The sequence below is a fragment of the Streptomyces sp. NPDC007863 genome (genome assembly GCF_040633895.1).
Lineage (GTDB): Bacteria > Actinomycetota > Actinomycetes > Streptomycetales > Streptomycetaceae > Streptomyces.
In genome coordinates, this window is sequence record NZ_JBEYEI010000018.1 from 82,993 (window position 1) to 97,734 (window position 14,742).

Here is a 14,742-nt window from a genome sequence, read left to right on the forward strand (position 1 = left end):
TTCGAACGATGCTCGATCGAACTGGAAGTTCTCTCCGTCATATTCCAACAGCTTTCGAAATGCGCCCCTGATGCGCCCCCCAGTGCGCACTAGCGTCCCCGAGTCATGGGACACCTGGACCACGCCGCCTTCGGCTGGCTGACACCTGTGCTGTCGTACACGATGGCCTGCATCGGCGCCGCCCTCGGGCTGCGCTGCACCGTACGCGCGCTCGACGCGACCGGCCGCTCGCGGCGGAACTGGCTGCTCACCGCCGCCTCCGCGATCGGCACCGGCATCTGGACCATGCACTTCGTGGCCATGCTCGGCTTCGGCGTCACCGGCACCGACATCCGCTACGACGTGCCGCTCACCATCCTCAGCCTCGTCATCGCGATGGGCGTGGTGGGGGTCGGCGTGTTCGCCGTCGGCTATGGACGCGACCGGGTCCGATCACTTCTGATCGGCGGACTGACCACCGGGATCGGCGTGGCCAGCATGCACTACATGGGCATGGCCGCCCTCCGTCTCCACGGCACCGTCCACTACGACCCCGTGCTCGTCGCCCTCTCGGTCGTCATCGCGGTCGTCGCCGCCACCGCGGCGCTCTGGGCGGCCCTCAACATCCACGCCCCGATCGCGGTCGCGCTCGCCTCGCTCGTCATGGGAGCGGCCGTCAGCAGCATGCACTACACGGGGATGTTCGCGGTGCGCGTCGAGGTCGCCCCCTCCGCCGCGGACCTCCCCGGTGCCACCGTCATGCAGTTCATCTTCCCGCTCGCCGTCGGCCTCGGCTCGTACCTCTTCATCACCTCCGCGTTCGTCGCCCTCTCCCCGACCGCCAGGGAACGCGCCGCGTACGCGTCCGCCGAACGCCTCACCGAGCCGGACGAGCGAGCGGTCCACGTGGCCCCCTCGGGCTTCCACGCCGGGCGCGACCCCCTGCGGTCGCCCGCGCCCTGACAAGCCTCTCTGCAAGCCCGCCCCTGCAAGCCCCCAGACCCCCTGCACGCGTGCGTGCACCCCCAGCTGTAGAACTGCCGGAACGAGGAGCCCATGCGTACTCCCCGCAAGAACCAGGACGCCGCGGCGCCCGCGCCGCCGGCGACCGCACGCGGGCGGCGCGCGCACGCCGGGCCGCCCGCCGACGAACCGGAACCACGGACCGCCGCGACGGGAGCCGAGACGACGCCGTCGGACTCCGCCGCTCCGGCCGGGGAGGAGGACGGCTCCGCCGCCGCATCCGAGCCCGCCCCCGTTCCCCTTCAGGAGCCCGCGTCCGGCACGGGGGCCCGCCGCCGGGGGCTGCGGCCCCGGACCGTGCGCGCGAAGATCGTCTCGCTGCTCATGGTCCCGGTCGTCTCGCTCCTCGCCCTCTGGGGCTTCGCCACCGTCACCACCGCGCAGGACATGGCCCGGCTCCGCCAGCTCCAGCGCGTCGACGCCGACATCCGGCAGCCCGTGACCGCCGCCGTCGCCGCGCTCCAGGACGAACGCCGGGCCGCCGCACGGCAGCTCGCCGCCCCCGGCGCCGGCCGGGCCGCCGAGCTCAAGGACCGGATCCGCCGCACCGACGAGGCCGTGGCCCGGCTGCGACTCGGCGGCGGGCACACCGTCGGCGACTCCGGAGACCTGCCCGCCGACGAAGGCGCCGACCGCGTCGGCGCCTTCGTCGGCGAGGCGCAGGGCCTCGCCCGGCTCCGCGCCGGCGCCGTCGAAGGCCGCGGCGACTGGGACCGGGTGTACGACGCGTACACCGCCGCCGTCTCGGCGGGCTTCGCCGTCGGCGGCGCCCTCACCGGCATCCAGGACACCGGACAGGGCTCCCACGCGCGCGTGCTCCTCGAACTCGCCCGCGCCGGCGAGATGCTCGCCCGCGAGGACGCCCTCCTCGCCTCCGCCCACCTCACCGGCCGGCTGACCGCCGACCACCAGCGCGCCTTCGCCGGCGCGGCCGAGACCCGGCGCACCCTCCTCGCCTCGGCCACCGCCGACCTGCCCCCGGCCGGCCGGACCGCCTGGTCCCGGCTGGCCGGCGGCCCCGACCACGCCCGGCTCACCGGCGCCGAGGACCGGGTGGCCCGCGCCGCCGACGGCCGGCCCGCCGCCCAGGCCGCGCCCTCCGCCGAATGGGACGCCGCCCGCGCCGCCGTACGCGCCGGGCTCACCGCCGTCGAGAACGACGCGCGGGCGGCCGCCGCCGAGTCCACCGACCCCTTCGCGGGCGGGATCCTCAGCCCCGCGGGCGCGGCCGTCGTCCTCGGTCTGGTCGCCGTCGCCGCCTCCCTCGTCATCTCGGTGCGCATCGGCCGCGGGCTCGTCGTCGAGCTCGTCAGCCTCCGCAACACCGCCCTCGGCATCGCCCGTCGCAAGCTCCCCGCCGCCATGGGCCGGCTGCGCGCCGGAGAGGAGATCGACGTCCGGGCCGAGGCCCCGCCGGGACCCGCCCCCCAGGACGAGATCGGCCAGGTCGGCGAAGCCCTGACCACCGTCCACCGGGCCGCGCTCGCCGCCGCCGTCGAACGCGCCGAACTGGCCAGCGGCATCTCCGGCGTCTTCGTCAACCTCGCCCGCCGCAGCCAGGTCCTCGTCCACCGCCAGCTCAACCTCCTGGACAGCATGGAGCGCCGCGCCGACGACCCCGGCGAGCTCGGCGACCTCTTCCGGCTCGACCACCTCACGACCCGGATGCGGCGCCACGCCGAGAGCCTGATCATCCTCTCCGGCGCCGCGCCGGGCCGTGCCTGGCGCATGCCGGTTCCGCTGACCAACGTCGTCCGCGCCGCCGTCTCCGAGATCGAGGACTACGCGCGCGTGGAGGTGCGCCGGCTCCCCGAGACCGCCGTCGCGGGCGCCGCCGTCGCCGACCTCACCCACCTCCTCGCCGAACTCATCGAGAACGCGGCACAGTTCTCCCCGCCCCACACCAAGGTCCGGGTCAGCGGCGAGCCCGTCGGGAACGGCTACGCCCTGGAGATCGAGGACCGGGGGCTCGGCATGGGCAAGGAGAGCCTCGCCGAGGCCAACGCCCGCATCGACCGCTCCGAGGCCCTCGACCTCTTCGACAGCGACCGCCTCGGCCTCTTCGTCGTCAGCAGGCTCTCCGCCCGGCACGCGATCAAGGTCCACCTGAGGCCGTCCCCGTACGGCGGCACCACCGCCGTCGTCCTCCTGCCCACCGACCTCCTCCAGGGCGCCCTGGAGGCAGGTCACGGCGCCGAACCCGGTACCGGCTCGCCCCAGGACCCGGCGTCCCGGGTCGACGAACGCGCCGCCCGTGAGCGCGCGGAGGCCCACCGCGCGGAGGCCCGCCGCTTCGCCCGTCCCCCGGCCGACCCCCGTACCGCCGGAGCGGGTGCCGGCGCGCAGACCCCGGCCGCGGACGGCGCCGCGGGTGCCGGGCACGGCCGCCCGGCCGTGCCCGGGACGGCGCCGCGGACCTCCGCCACCCCGCCCCCGGGCTCCGAACGGGCCCCGGCCCGGCCCCGGTCCACGCCGAGCCCCCTGCCGCGCCCCACGGCCGTCCCCGCGCTCGGCCCCGCTCCCGCGACCGCCCCGGCCGCCGCCCCCGCCTCCGTACCGGCCGGTGTCACCGCCCTGCGCCCCCGTGGGCACGCCGCCGTACCGCCGCCGGCGGCGGGAGCGGCGACGGGCAAGGACCCGGTCCCCGGCTCCGACGACACGGACGCCGACGGCGGACTGCCCCGCCGGATCCGTCAGGCGAGCCTCGTCCCGCAGCTGCGCGCGGCGCCCGCGTCCGAACCGCTGCCCGCGCCCGCCGTCGCCGGTGCGCCGGAGCGGACGCCCGAGCGGGTGCGCGACCGGATGGCCGCCTACCGCGACGGCTGGCAGCGCGGTGGCGGTCCCGCCCCGGGCGCCCGACGCCCGCTCGGCGCCGGCGCCCCCTCGACGGGTGCCTCGGCGGGCATCGCGCGGTCCGAGAGCGCCGCGCACCCCGGTACCGACAGCCATGACACCGGTACGCGCCCGTACGGCGACACCGGACTGCCGGCCCCGGCACCGCCCACGGCCCCGCAGACCGCCCCGGACGACCCGCGCGACCCCCGCCGCGACGCACGCGCGCGTACCGACCTCGGCCCGTACTTCGGCGCCCGCCCCAACCCGCCCCAGGCCACCCGACCCGAAGGAGACGACGCATGATCGACCACGAGAGGATCTCCCACCACCGCTCCGGCGAACTCGACTGGCTCCTCGACGATCTGGTCACCCGGGTCCGCGAGGTCCGGCACACCGTTGTGCTCTCCAGCGACGGCCTCCCGGTCGGCGCCTCCAGCGGGCTCAGCCGAGAGGACGCGGAACACCTCGCCGCCATCGCCTCCGGCTTCCACAGCCTCGCCAAGGGTGCCGGACGCCAGTTCCACACCGGCGGGGTCCGCCAGACCATGGTCGAGATGGACGACGGCTTCCTCTTCGTCGCCGCCGCCGGCGACGGCTCCTGCCTGGCCGTCCTCAGCTCCGTCAGCGCCGACATCGGCCTCATCGCCTACGAGATGGCCCGGCTCGTCAAGCGCGTCGGCGAGCACCTGCACACCCCGCCGCGGCTCGCCGCGACCCCACCGGCCGCCGGCTGACCGGAGACCCGCCCCATGACCAGCCAGTGGTACGACGCCGACGCCGGCCCGCTCGTCCGGCCGTACGCGATGACCGGCGGACGCACCAAGCCCGGCCCCAGCAACGTCCGGTTCGACCTCATCGCCCTGGTCGTCGTCGACGACGACCCACCGGGCCGGGCCGAGGAGGACCTGCTCGGCCCCGAACACCGCGCCCTGCTCTCGCTCTGCCGGGCCGAGACCCAGTCGGTGGCCGAACTCGCAGCCGACGCCGACCTTCCCGTGGGCGTCGTCCGGGTCCTCCTCGGCGACCTCCTCGAATCGGGCTTCGTACGCGTCAGCCGACCCGTACCGCCCGCGCAGCTCCCCGACGAACGCATCCTGAGAGAAGTGATCGATGGCCTACGAGCGCTCTGACAGCACCGGCGCGGACGGCGGTGCCGACGCTCTCGCCCTGAAGATCCTCGTCGCCGGCGGCTTCGGCGTCGGCAAGACCACCCTGGTCGGGTCGGTCAGCGAGATCCGGCCCCTGCGCACCGAGGAACGCCTCAGCCGGGCCGGCGAACTCGTCGACGACACCGGGGGAGTGGACCGGAAGACCACCACGACCGTGGCCATGGACTTCGGCCGCATCACGATCCGCGCGGGCCTCTCGCTGTACCTCTTCGGCACCCCGGGACAGGACCGCTTCTGGTTCCTCTGGGACGAGCTCTCGCAGGGCGCCCTGGGCGCGGTCGTCCTCGCCGACACCCGTCGGCTGGAGGACTGCTTCCCGGCGGTCGACTACTTCGAGCACCGGAAGATCCCGTTCGTGGTGGCCGTCAACTGCTTCGAGGGCGCCCGCTCCTACGGGGCGCAGGAGGTGTCCCGCGCCCTCGACCTGGACGTGGGCACACCGGTGCTGCTCTGCGACGCGCGCGACCGGGACTCCGGCAAGGAGGTCCTCATCCGCGTCGTCGAGTACGCGGGACGGATGCACACCGCCCGACTCCTCGACACGGCCGGCTGAACGGGGTCGGCGGGCGCCGGACCGGGTGCCCGGCGGACCGGACCGGGTGGCCCGGCGGACCGGATCGGCACGTCCCGGGCGTACGGCGGCACACCGGGCGGATCGGGGTGCTTGCCCTGTCCACGACAGTGCGTAAGGCTTGCCGCGACACGCGGTCCGTACGGCGCACGCGGGCACGGGGCCCGGCCGGCGCGACCGCATCGAAGAGGGGGAGGACACCGCATGGCGCTGGACAAGGGGCTCGACTGGCTCCTGGACGATCTGACCCGGCGGGTCGGACCCATACGGCACGCGCTGGTGCTGTCGAACGACGGCCTGGTGACGGGCGCGAGCAGCGAACTCGCGCGGGAGGACGCGGAACACCTGGCCGCGGTCTCCTCCGGGCTGCACAGCCTCGCGCGCGGCTCCGGCAGGCACTTCCGGGCCGGCCGGGCCCGGCAGACGATGGTCGAGTTCGACGAGGCGCTGCTGTTCGTGACGGCGGCGGGCGAGGGCAGCTGTCTGTCCGTGCTCAGTGACGCGGAGGCCGACGTCGGCCAGGTCGCGTACGAGATGACGCTGCTGGTCAACCGGGTCGGGGAACACCTGGGCGTCGCGGCGCGGCAGCCGGGCGGACCGACCGCCTGAGTTTTCCACAGGCGGTCGTCCACAGGTGGCGCACATGTCGTCACTCTCCGTTACATTCGTGGGTGTCGGGTTCGTGTGGACCCGGACCGGTCGGCAGGCCGGCGCGAGCGAGCGGGGGAGGCGGCGGACGCCATGACGGTGGACGACACGACACGGACGGTGGCACCGGTCCGAGCGGCGGAAGAGCTGGAACTGAAGCGCGACGAGTTCCGGCTCGCCGTCCGGATGGGCCTCGTCAGGACCGTCCCGAACCCCGCCGCGGTCCCGGACCCGCGGGGAGCGCACCGGGACCGGTCGCCCGAGCGACGCCCGGTCGCGCGCTCCGAGCTCGACCGGCTCATGGCGGCGCCGGACTTCCCCGACGGCCTGCGGGAGCGCGTGCGGGCCGTGGGCGCGGGAGAGGCCGCCGGGCTCCTCTCCATCGCCTACGACCGCTTCAACCGGCTGGCCCGCACCGGCCACCTGAGCCCGGTCCGCTTCTACCTCAACCGCTACCGGGCGGTGGTCTGGCTGTACCTGGCGGCCGAGGTCGCGGCCTTCGGCGAGGAGAATCCCGGACTGCTCACCGGCCGGCTCCCGGCCGAGGTGCGCGAGCGGGACGCCGCCGGCGAGGACCTGCGGGCCAGGAACTGGCGCTCCCGGCACCTGTCGCTCCTCCTGCGCGGCACCGACGACCCCTGGGCCCGCGCGGCGGCGATCGCCTCCCTGCTCGACCCGGTCCAGGTCGCGGAGGTCGTCGACGACCCCTACGAGCGCACCTACCTCGACCGGCTGCGCCCGTCTCCGCCACCGGGCGTCCCGGTCGCGGGCGCGACCCACGAGACCGCCGTCCGTCTCGTCCGCGCCGACGACCCCGACGAGATCCTGTGGCACCGGATGAGCCTGGCCCTGGCCCTGGACGAGGCCCGCGCCGCGCGCCAGGCGCCGTATCCGGGCGAGCGCCGACGACCGGCGCCGGAACCGTCGCTCATGGAGGCGCCCGCGCCCGAGGATCCTCCGGCGGCGCAAGCGCCGGGGAGAGCGGAACCGGAGCGCGAGGTCGGGCCCGCGGCCCGGCCGGTTCCGGGCCCGCCCGGTCGTCCGCGCGGCGGCCGGGGCGCGCCACCGCCGGGGCGGGCGGCGGGTGCCCGGCGGCGTCCGGGGCTGCTGGGCCGGATCCGGCGGGCCCTGCCGGGCGGGGCGATCGCGAGCGGGGGGTGGGGCGAGGGCCGCGACTGGAGCTGAGGGGGAGGAGCCGGGGGCGGAGGTGCGGATGCGGGTGCCGCTGCGGGTGCGGTGCGGGTGCGGCCGTCGGGGCGGGCGGTGACGATGGGGGCATGTTGCTGGCCCGTGTCGCCGAGGTCTCCCGGGAGGTCGCCGCGACCTCGGCGCGGTCGCGGAAGATCGCGCTGCTCGCCGAACTGTTCGCGGAGGCCACGCCCGAGGAGAGTCCGCTCGTCATCGCCTATCTCTCGGGCCGGCTGCCGCAGGGCCGGATCGGGGTCGGCTGGAGCACCCTCAAGGAGGTCGTCCCGCCCGCCGTTCCGCCGGTCGCCGTGCCCGCCCTGACGCTGGCCGGGGTGGACGCGGCGATGGACGGGCTCGCGGGCGTCGCGGGGCCGGGGTCGCAGGCGGAACGGGCCCGTAGGGTCCGGGAGTTGTGCGCGGCGGCGACCGTGGAGGAGCAGGAGCTGCTGGTGCGGCTGCTCTCGGGGGAGGTGCGGCAGGGGGCGCTGGACGCCGTGGCGCTGGAGGGCGTCGCGAAGGCCGCCGACGTGCCCGCCACCGCACTGCGGCGCGCGGTGATGCTGGAGGGCTCGCTGCCGCCGGTGGCCCAGGCGGTCCTCGCGGACGGGAGCGCCGCACTCGGCCGGTTCACCCTGAGGGTCGGGCGGCCCGTGCAGCCGATGCTCGCGCACACGGCCGGTTCCGTCGGTGAGGCGGTGGCGGCGCTCGGGCCGTGTGTGGTGGAGGAGAAGCTGGACGGCATCCGGATCCAGGTGCACCGGGAGGGGGAGGAGGTGAGGGTCCACACCCGTTCGCTGGACGACATCACCGGCCGCCTGCCCGAGGTCGTGGCCGTCGCCCGGGAGGTGCCGTCGGAGTCGTTCATCCTGGACGGCGAGCTGATCGCCCTCGATCCCGGCAGCGGGCGGCCGGCGGCGTTCCAGTCCATCGCCGGGCGGGTCGGCTCGCGCGCGGACGTCGACGGCGCCCGGGCCGCGCTCCCCCTCACCCCCGTCTTCTTCGACGTCCTCGCCGCCGACGGGGAGGCCCTCGTCGACCGGCCCGGCCGCGAGCGGCACGCGGTCCTCGTCCGGCTCCTGCCCGAGCACCGCCGGGTGCGCCGCCTGGAGGTCGCCGACCCCGAGGACCCGGCGGGGCGGGAGGCGGCGGAGCGGTTCTTCGCCGACACCCTGGCCCGGGGGCACGAGGGCGTCCTGGTCAAGGCCCTCGACGCGCCCTACGTGGCCGGGCGGCGCGGGCGGACCTGGCTCAAGGTGAAACCCGTGCACACCGTCGACCTCGTGGTCCTCGCCGTCGAACGGGGCCACGGGCGCCGCACCGGCTACCTCTCCAACCTCCACCTCGGCGCCCGCGCGGCGGACGGCAGCGGCTTCGTGATGGTGGGAAAGACGTTCAAGGGCCTCACGGACGCCATGCTCCGCTGGCAGACGGACCGGCTCGGGGAACTGGCCGTCGAGGACGACGGCTACACGGTGCGGGTCCGGCCCGAACTGGTGGTGGAGATCGCCTACGACGGCCTTCAGCGTTCCACCCGCTATCCCGCCGGCATCACCCTCCGCTTCGCCCGCGTGCTGCGCCACCGTCCCGACAAGACCGCGGCCGAGGCCGACACCGTCGACACCCTCCGCGCCGAGGGGTGACGGCGGCGGGGCCCGAGCCGTCGACGTACGCGCGAGGGAGGGGGATGCTGGAAGAGTGGCACGTGGGCCGCGAGGAGATGAGCGACGTGTACGAATTGCACATCGACACGGACGTCAACGTCCAGCTGAGCGACTGCCGCAGGGCGGACGCCCGGGCGGTCTTCGACGTCCTCGACCGCTACTACCGGCTGGAGGACGTCGAGCCTGCGGCCCCGGCGGAGACAGGGCCGGCCGCCACCGTCTGGATGGCCACCTTCGACACCTCCGGCGGCCGGCGGGAGAGCACGCCGCCCCCCGCCCTCGAAGGGAAGGTGGCCGCCGTCCTGACCGGCGGGTACCACGCCGTCGCCGAGGTCGAGAAGGTGCTCGCCGCCGACTTCGACATCGAGTCCCTCCAGGCGGTCTCGGGCGACCAGGAGACCGAGGCGCGACTGCTCCTCGCCTCCCGCTGAACCACCACGGAGACCCCGTACAGCCCCCTTACAGCCCCTACATCCCCCACACCCCGGACGGAGCGGACGGGCTCCGTCCGGGGCGGAGTCGTGCCCGCGGAGGGGAGGGGGAGTGAAGAGGGCGGGGAGGGGGAGACCCCCTTCCGACCTCGGTATACACCGTGTGTAGAGTTCACGTCGGCCTTTCGGCTCCCGCGCCCTGACCAGGCGTGGGAGGGGGCCGTGTCACACACGAAACCGGGGAAAGCGGGTACCGCCATGTTCCGATCCAGCCTGGGCCGTCGCGGTGGGAGGACCGCCGCCGTGCTCGCCGCCGCCACGCTCATGCTCACCCTCGGCGGCTGCGGGGTGGACCCGCTGACGCCGCAGGCGGCGCGGGCCGAGTCCGGCGGCGACGAGAAGGCGGGCACGGACTCCCGCCGGGTCGACTGCGCCAAGGTGAAGTGCATCGCGCTCACCTTCGACGCCGGACCGGGCAAGGACACCCCGCACCTCCTCGACGTCCTGAAGGAGAAGCGGGTCCCCGCCACCTTCTTCCTCCTCGGCCACAAGCACGTCGACCGCTATCCCAAGATCGTCAAGCGGATCGCGGACGAGGGCCACGAGGTCGCCAACCACACCTGGTCCCACCGCATCCTCACCGACCTCGACGAGAACGAGGTCCGCGAGGAGCTGTCCCGCACCCAGGACGCCGTCGAGAGGATCACCGGCCGCAAGCCGGTCCTGATGCGCCCGCCCCAGGGCCGTACGGACTCCATGGTCAGCGACGTCAGCAAGGAGCTCGGCCTCGCCCAGATCCTGTGGAGCATCACCGCCAAGGACTACTCGACGACCGACTCCGCCCTGATAGAGAAGCGCGTCCTCGACCAGGCGCACCGCGACGGCATCATCCTGCTCCACGACATATACGACGGCACCGTTCCCGCCGTCCCCGGGATCATCGACGAGCTCCAGAACCGCGGCTACACCTTCGTCACCGTCCCCGAACTGCTCGCCCCCGGCACCGCGCGCGCCGGAGCCGTCTACCGGCCCGAGAAGGACTGACCGCGAAGATCGATGGAACGGTGGGTGACCCGACTCACACCGTTCACCCCGGAGCGTCCGGAACACAGGGCAATCGTTCACCGTTCACCCTTATGTGACGCCGAAGGGGTCCGGTCCCCAAGGTCCCCCCCTCAGAGGTGACCGCTCTTCGCCCGTCACGGTGAGTGGCCCCGGCTGGAACCCCCCGTCCAGCCGGGGCTTCGCCATGTCCAGGGTGGTCACGCGCATGACCGGCGCACAGCGCGTGAGGGGCGCGTGTGACGGCGCGTTCGACCCGTTCGAGTGAGCTCATGCATGGCCGCCGCCGTCACGGGCAGTGATCGCTCGGGCCGGTCGGTGATCATCCTCCGGCCCGCCGACCAGGCACCGCGCCACCGCGCCGAGGGGGACCCATGCCGCTCGCCATCACACCGCTCGCCCGCCGGGCCCTGCCGGCCGCCGCCGCGCTCGCGCTGCTCACCGGTTGCACCTCCGTCCACCCCGACGTGCCGGAACCGCCCACGGGGCGCGCCGCGCAGGACGCGCTCCTCAGGGCCGCCGAGCGTCGGCTCGTCGACGACTGCCTCGCCGACCGCGGCATCCGGGCCGGCGCCGAACCGCGCGCCCCCGCCGGAGACAGGGCCCTCCAGGCCGCCCTGTTCGGGACCGGGACCCGTGAACTCTCCGTGACGCTCGCCACCGGCGCCACCGTCACCGCCCACAGCGACGGCTGCCTCGCCGCCGCCAAGGACCGGCTCTACGGCGACCAGCGCCGCTGGTTCCGGGTCCAGGTCGTCGTCGACAACCTCCGCGCCGAGGCCCAGGCCCGCTACCGCGACGACCCCGCGCACCGTTGCGCCCTCGCCCGTTGGACGCGGTGCGTCGCCCCGCCGGGCCGCCCCCGCCCCGAGCGCCCCGCCCCGGCGACAGCCGCCCGCTGCGCCCGGGAGACCGGACTCGACGAGACCCGCGCCCGACTGGAGCGCGCCGAGCTGACCGAGGTGCGCGCCCTGCACCGCGACGAGCTCACCACCTACCGGCAGTTGCGCGACAGCGCGCTGCGGCGGGCGGTCCTGCTGCCCGCGCCCACCCCACCACCGAAAGGCACAGCCACCTCGTGAAGCGCTTCCCGGCCACTGCGGCCGCCGCCCTCTTCGCCCTCACGACCGTCCTCACCACCGGCCTCGCCGCCGCAGGCCCCGCCACCGCCGCCGAATGCCCCTCCGGACACTTCTGTGCCTGGGAGGACTCGAACTTCGGCGGACAGCGGGCCAACTGGAGCGGCGACGACGGCTGGTGGGAGAGCTGGATCTCCGACGCCGACTCCTCGTGGGCCAACCACGGCATCTCCGGACCGGGGATCAAGGACCACGTGCGGGTCTACGAGAGCGCCTGGCAGGGCGGTGGCATGACCATCTGCCTCGCCCCCGGTCAGGAGGTGGGGTACAACGGCGCGGCCAACGACCGCGGCGACTCCCACATCTGGGCGACCGGCTGCTGACACCTCGCCCGGCGCGCCCCGGTCACGGGGTGCGCCGGGCCCCCGGGTGGCGCAGCGCCGAGGCGAGCATCAGTCCGGCGCCCCGGACGACGCTGGTCGCCGGGTCGTTGGCCAGCCGGACCCGGCCGCGCAGCACCTGGGCCAGTCGCGCGGTCACGTCGAGCCGCAGCGCGCCGCCGCCGGTCACCAGGACTCCCCGGCGCAGCGCTCCGCGCACCGCGCCGGTCGCGTCCTCGCGCCACATGTCGCTGACCATGTCGGCGGCGGTGCCCACCACCGCGTCCGGCACCCCGCCGTGCGGCGGCAGGTCGTCGACGCCGAGCTCGGCGAGCCGCGCGTCCTGCACCCGTCCGTCCACGACGAGCGTGACCTCGGTCAGCCGGGCACCGAGGTCGACCACGAGCAGCGGGCCGCCGCCGTGCGGAGCCGCGTAGGCCGCGGCGGCCCGGGCGCTGTCCACGGCGATCACCCGGACCGGCCCGAGACCGGCGACGACCCGGCGGGCCGCCTCGCGTTCGGCCGGGGCGGCGAGCACCGGATGGGTCAGCATCACGACGGTGTCGTGGCTCTCGCCGCCCGGGGCGGAGGCGGCCAGCCGCTTGAGGAGCAGCAACTGGGCGGAGTCGTCCGACACCCGGCCGCGCCGGACCGCCGTGCTCGGCACGTCCGCGAAGACGCCCGCCCCCGGCGCCCAGGCCCGCGTCCGAGAGCTGCCGATGTCGAGGGCGATCCCCCGCACCGGCCGCCGCGCGTCCAGGTGGGTGCCACCCGCTCCGTACGATCCCATCGCTTCCGTCCATTCCCTGTCGGCCCCGCTGATTGCGAGGCCGATCCGCGCCCACACTATGCAGGATCCGCTGCAGGAACGCTACGGCGCTTGGGGATCGAAGGTCAGGCAGCGGTGCCGAGCCAGAGGTCCGGGCCGAAGACCTCGTAGTGGACGTCGGCGGCGGCCACGCCGGTGGCGACGAGGTCACCGCGGACCGCGCGCAGGAAGGGGAGCGGGCCGCAGAGGTAGGCGTGCGTGCCGGCCGGGAGTTCCAGGCCGGTCACGTCGGCGCGGCCCTCGCGCGCGCCGGACGCGCCCGGCGCCTCGTACCAGAGGTGCAGGCTGCCCTGCGGCAGCCGGCCGACGAGCGCGCGCAGCTCCTCGGCGTGGGCGTGCGCCTCGGGGGAGCGGTCGGCGTGCACGACGACGACCGGGCGCTCGGCCCCGGTGGCGGCGAGGTGGTCGAGCATGGCGAGCATCGGGGTGCTGCCGATGCCGGCGGAGGCGAGCAGCAGCGGCCCGTCGCCCTCGGGCAGCACCAGGTCGCCGAAGGGCGCGGAGACCTCCAGGACGTCGCCGGCGGCCGCGTGGGCGTGGAGCCGGTTCGAGACCTCGCCCGCCGGGTCGCCGTCGACCCGCTTCACGGTGATCCGCCACGCAGGGCGGCCCGGGGCGCTGGAGAGGCTGTACTGGCGGATCTGGTGGGCGCCGTCCGGGAGGGCGACGCGCACGCTCACGTACTGGCCGGGCCGGAAGGGCGGCAGCGGCGCGCCGTCGGGGTCGGTGAGGGTCAGGGAGACGGTGTCCGCGGTCTCCTCGCGCCGCTCGGAGATCCGCACCGGGCGCCAGACCTGGCCGTCCTCGACGCCCGCCTCCTGGTAGAGGCGGCTCTCCAGCGCGATGAGCGCGTTCGCCATCAGCCAGTACACCTCGTCCCAGGCCTGGGCGACCTCGGGGGTGACGGCCTCGCCGAGCACCTCGACGATGGCGGCGAAGAGGTGCTCGTGCACGATCTTGTACTGGTCGGCCGTGACGCCGAGCGAGGCGTGCTTGTGCGCGATGCGGGAGAGCAGGGTGTCGGGACGGGTGTCCGGGTGCTCCAGGAGCGCGACGGCGAAGGCGGCTATGGAGCCGGCGAGGGCCTTGCGCTGGTCGCCGTTGGCCTGGTTGCCGCGGTTGAACAGGTCGCGCAGCAGCTCGGGGTGGGCGTCGAAGAGCCGCCCGTAGAAGCGCTCGGTGATCTGGTCGAGTGCCCCGCCGACGGCGGGCAGCGTGGCGCGGACGACGGGTACGGCCTGCTCGGACAGCATCGGAACTCTCAATCTGGTAGGTGATCTACGCATTTAAAGCGTGAGGAATCCCGTGCGGCGAGGGGCCGCACGGGCGGGGTGCGAGGGGTCAGGAGGGGGCGCGCGGGGTGAGGGAGAGCAGGACGGGACCGGTCGGCGACCGTACGAGATCCGCCACCGTCAGCGGGTCGAGCGTGCGGTAGAAGGCGTCCTGCGCCTCCCGCAGCGCGCCCCGCAGCCGGCAGGCCGCCCGCAGCGGGCACGGCGGATCGCCCTCGCAGCCGACGACCTCCTCCTCGCCCTCCAGTGTCCTGGTCAGCCAGCCCACCGAAGAGCGCCGGCCGAAGTCCGTGAGGGCGAGTCCGCCCCCGCGCCCGCGCCGCGCCTCCACCACGCCGAGGTGCTGGAGACGGGTGACCACCTTCGCCATGTGGGCGTGCGGTACCGCCATCTCCTCCGCCACCACGCGCGTGGTGACGGGCTCCTCGTCTTCGGCGACCGCCAGGCGCATCACGGCGCGCAGGGCCAGGTCGGTGAACTTGGTCAACCTCACGGTACGACCGTATCAAAGCGGTATCCCGGACTCGCATTAAGGGTGCGTGTCCGGGATACGGGGCCGCCCGCGAGGGGCGGGCGTGGGCGGGGCAGGGGCAGG

General features: G+C 75.2%; 15 protein-coding genes. 12 read left to right on the top strand and 3 right to left on the bottom strand.

All coding sequences use genetic code 11. From position 1 onward, the window contains the following. The first annotated feature begins 105 nt into the window (after positions 1–105). The 12 genes from ABZ621_RS26565 to ABZ621_RS26620 all read left to right on the top strand — a co-directional run bounded on the left by ABZ621_RS26565 (position 106) and on the right by ABZ621_RS26620 (position 12,029). Complete coding sequence (locus ABZ621_RS26565; RefSeq protein ID WP_360608716.1) at positions 106–942, top strand: MHYT domain-containing protein; 837 nt, start codon at positions 106–108, stop codon at positions 940–942. Positions 943–1,035: 93 nt separating this feature from the next. Beyond that, positions 1,036–4,140 (top strand): nitrate- and nitrite sensing domain-containing protein, encoded by a 3,105-nt coding sequence (locus ABZ621_RS26570; RefSeq protein WP_360608718.1) that lies wholly within the window; start codon positions 1,036–1,038, stop codon positions 4,138–4,140. After that, positions 4,137–4,571, top strand: coding sequence for a roadblock/LC7 domain-containing protein (locus tag ABZ621_RS26575; protein WP_360608720.1), 435 nt, complete (start codon positions 4,137–4,139; stop codon positions 4,569–4,571). The genes ABZ621_RS26570 and ABZ621_RS26575 overlap by 4 nt, the downstream gene beginning before the upstream one ends. 15 nt (positions 4,572–4,586) lie before the next feature. Then, positions 4,587–4,967, top strand: coding sequence for a DUF742 domain-containing protein (locus tag ABZ621_RS26580; protein ID WP_360608722.1), 381 nt, complete (start codon positions 4,587–4,589; stop codon positions 4,965–4,967). Next, complete coding sequence (locus ABZ621_RS26585) at positions 4,948–5,559, top strand: ATP/GTP-binding protein (RefSeq protein ID WP_360608724.1); 612 nt, start codon at positions 4,948–4,950, stop codon at positions 5,557–5,559. The genes ABZ621_RS26580 and ABZ621_RS26585 overlap by 20 nt, the downstream gene beginning before the upstream one ends. Before the next feature lie 222 nt (positions 5,560–5,781). Further along, on the top strand, positions 5,782–6,186 hold the full coding sequence (locus ABZ621_RS26590) for a roadblock/LC7 domain-containing protein (protein WP_360608726.1): 405 nt from the start codon (positions 5,782–5,784) through the stop codon (positions 6,184–6,186). A 132-nt stretch (positions 6,187–6,318) separates the two neighbouring features. Then, positions 6,319–7,410 carry a DUF6397 family protein gene (locus ABZ621_RS26595; RefSeq protein ID WP_360608728.1) on the top strand — a complete coding sequence of 364 codons (1,092 nt, stop codon included), beginning with the start codon at positions 6,319–6,321 and terminating at the stop codon, positions 7,408–7,410. A 92-nt stretch (positions 7,411–7,502) separates the two neighbouring features. Beyond that, complete coding sequence (locus tag ABZ621_RS26600) at positions 7,503–9,053, top strand: ATP-dependent DNA ligase (RefSeq protein ID WP_360608731.1); 1,551 nt, start codon at positions 7,503–7,505, stop codon at positions 9,051–9,053. Between the two features lie 44 nt (positions 9,054–9,097). After that, positions 9,098–9,505 (top strand): hypothetical protein, encoded by a 408-nt coding sequence (locus ABZ621_RS26605; protein ID WP_360608733.1) that lies wholly within the window; start codon positions 9,098–9,100, stop codon positions 9,503–9,505. Between the two features lie 258 nt (positions 9,506–9,763). Beyond that, on the top strand, positions 9,764–10,549 hold the full coding sequence (locus ABZ621_RS26610; RefSeq protein WP_360608734.1) for a polysaccharide deacetylase family protein: 786 nt from the start codon (positions 9,764–9,766) through the stop codon (positions 10,547–10,549). Between the two features lie 392 nt (positions 10,550–10,941). Further along, positions 10,942–11,649, top strand: coding sequence for a hypothetical protein (locus tag ABZ621_RS26615; protein WP_360608736.1), 708 nt, complete (start codon positions 10,942–10,944; stop codon positions 11,647–11,649). Next, entirely contained in the window at positions 11,646–12,029 is a 384-nt protein-coding gene (locus ABZ621_RS26620; RefSeq protein ID WP_360608738.1) for a peptidase inhibitor family I36 protein, read from the top strand. The genes ABZ621_RS26615 and ABZ621_RS26620 overlap by 4 nt, the downstream gene beginning before the upstream one ends. Positions 12,030–12,051: 22 nt before the next feature. Here the strand turns inward: ABZ621_RS26620 and ABZ621_RS26625 are convergent, their stop codons facing one another. From ABZ621_RS26625 to ABZ621_RS26635, 3 genes are all read right to left on the bottom strand, one after another. Next, complete coding sequence (locus ABZ621_RS26625) at positions 12,052–12,816, bottom strand: rod shape-determining protein MreC (protein ID WP_360608740.1); 765 nt, start codon at positions 12,814–12,816, stop codon at positions 12,052–12,054. Between the two features lie 104 nt (positions 12,817–12,920). Beyond that, a complete protein-coding gene (locus ABZ621_RS26630; protein ID WP_360608742.1) occupies positions 12,921–14,108 on the bottom strand; it encodes a globin domain-containing protein in 1,188 nt (395 codons plus the stop codon). An 88-nt stretch (positions 14,109–14,196) separates the two neighbouring features. Next, positions 14,197–14,640, bottom strand: a complete 444-nt coding sequence (locus tag ABZ621_RS26635) for an Rrf2 family transcriptional regulator (protein WP_360608744.1) — start codon at positions 14,638–14,640, stop codon at positions 14,197–14,199. Positions 14,641–14,742 lie beyond the last annotated feature (102 nt).

Coding starts and splice junctions, on each gene's coding strand:
- ABZ621_RS26630 (WP_360608742.1), bottom strand. CDS start 14,108: ATGCTGTCCGAGCAGGCCGTACCCGTCGTCCGCGCCACGCTGCCCGCC.
- ABZ621_RS26585 (WP_360608724.1), top strand. CDS start 4,948: ATGGCCTACGAGCGCTCTGACAGCACCGGCGCGGACGGCGGTGCCGAC.
- ABZ621_RS26610 (WP_360608734.1), top strand. CDS start 9,764: ATGTTCCGATCCAGCCTGGGCCGTCGCGGTGGGAGGACCGCCGCCGTG.
- ABZ621_RS26605 (WP_360608733.1), top strand. CDS start 9,098: ATGCTGGAAGAGTGGCACGTGGGCCGCGAGGAGATGAGCGACGTGTAC.
- ABZ621_RS26575 (WP_360608720.1), top strand. CDS start 4,137: ATGATCGACCACGAGAGGATCTCCCACCACCGCTCCGGCGAACTCGAC.
- ABZ621_RS26590 (WP_360608726.1), top strand. CDS start 5,782: ATGGCGCTGGACAAGGGGCTCGACTGGCTCCTGGACGATCTGACCCGG.
- ABZ621_RS26595 (WP_360608728.1), top strand. CDS start 6,319: ATGACGGTGGACGACACGACACGGACGGTGGCACCGGTCCGAGCGGCG.
- ABZ621_RS26580 (WP_360608722.1), top strand. CDS start 4,587: ATGACCAGCCAGTGGTACGACGCCGACGCCGGCCCGCTCGTCCGGCCG.
- ABZ621_RS26570 (WP_360608718.1), top strand. CDS start 1,036: ATGCGTACTCCCCGCAAGAACCAGGACGCCGCGGCGCCCGCGCCGCCG.
- ABZ621_RS26625 (WP_360608740.1), bottom strand. CDS start 12,816: ATGGGATCGTACGGAGCGGGTGGCACCCACCTGGACGCGCGGCGGCCG.
- ABZ621_RS26615 (WP_360608736.1), top strand. CDS start 10,942: ATGCCGCTCGCCATCACACCGCTCGCCCGCCGGGCCCTGCCGGCCGCC.
- ABZ621_RS26600 (WP_360608731.1), top strand. CDS start 7,503: ATGTTGCTGGCCCGTGTCGCCGAGGTCTCCCGGGAGGTCGCCGCGACC.
- ABZ621_RS26565 (WP_360608716.1), top strand. CDS start 106: ATGGGACACCTGGACCACGCCGCCTTCGGCTGGCTGACACCTGTGCTG.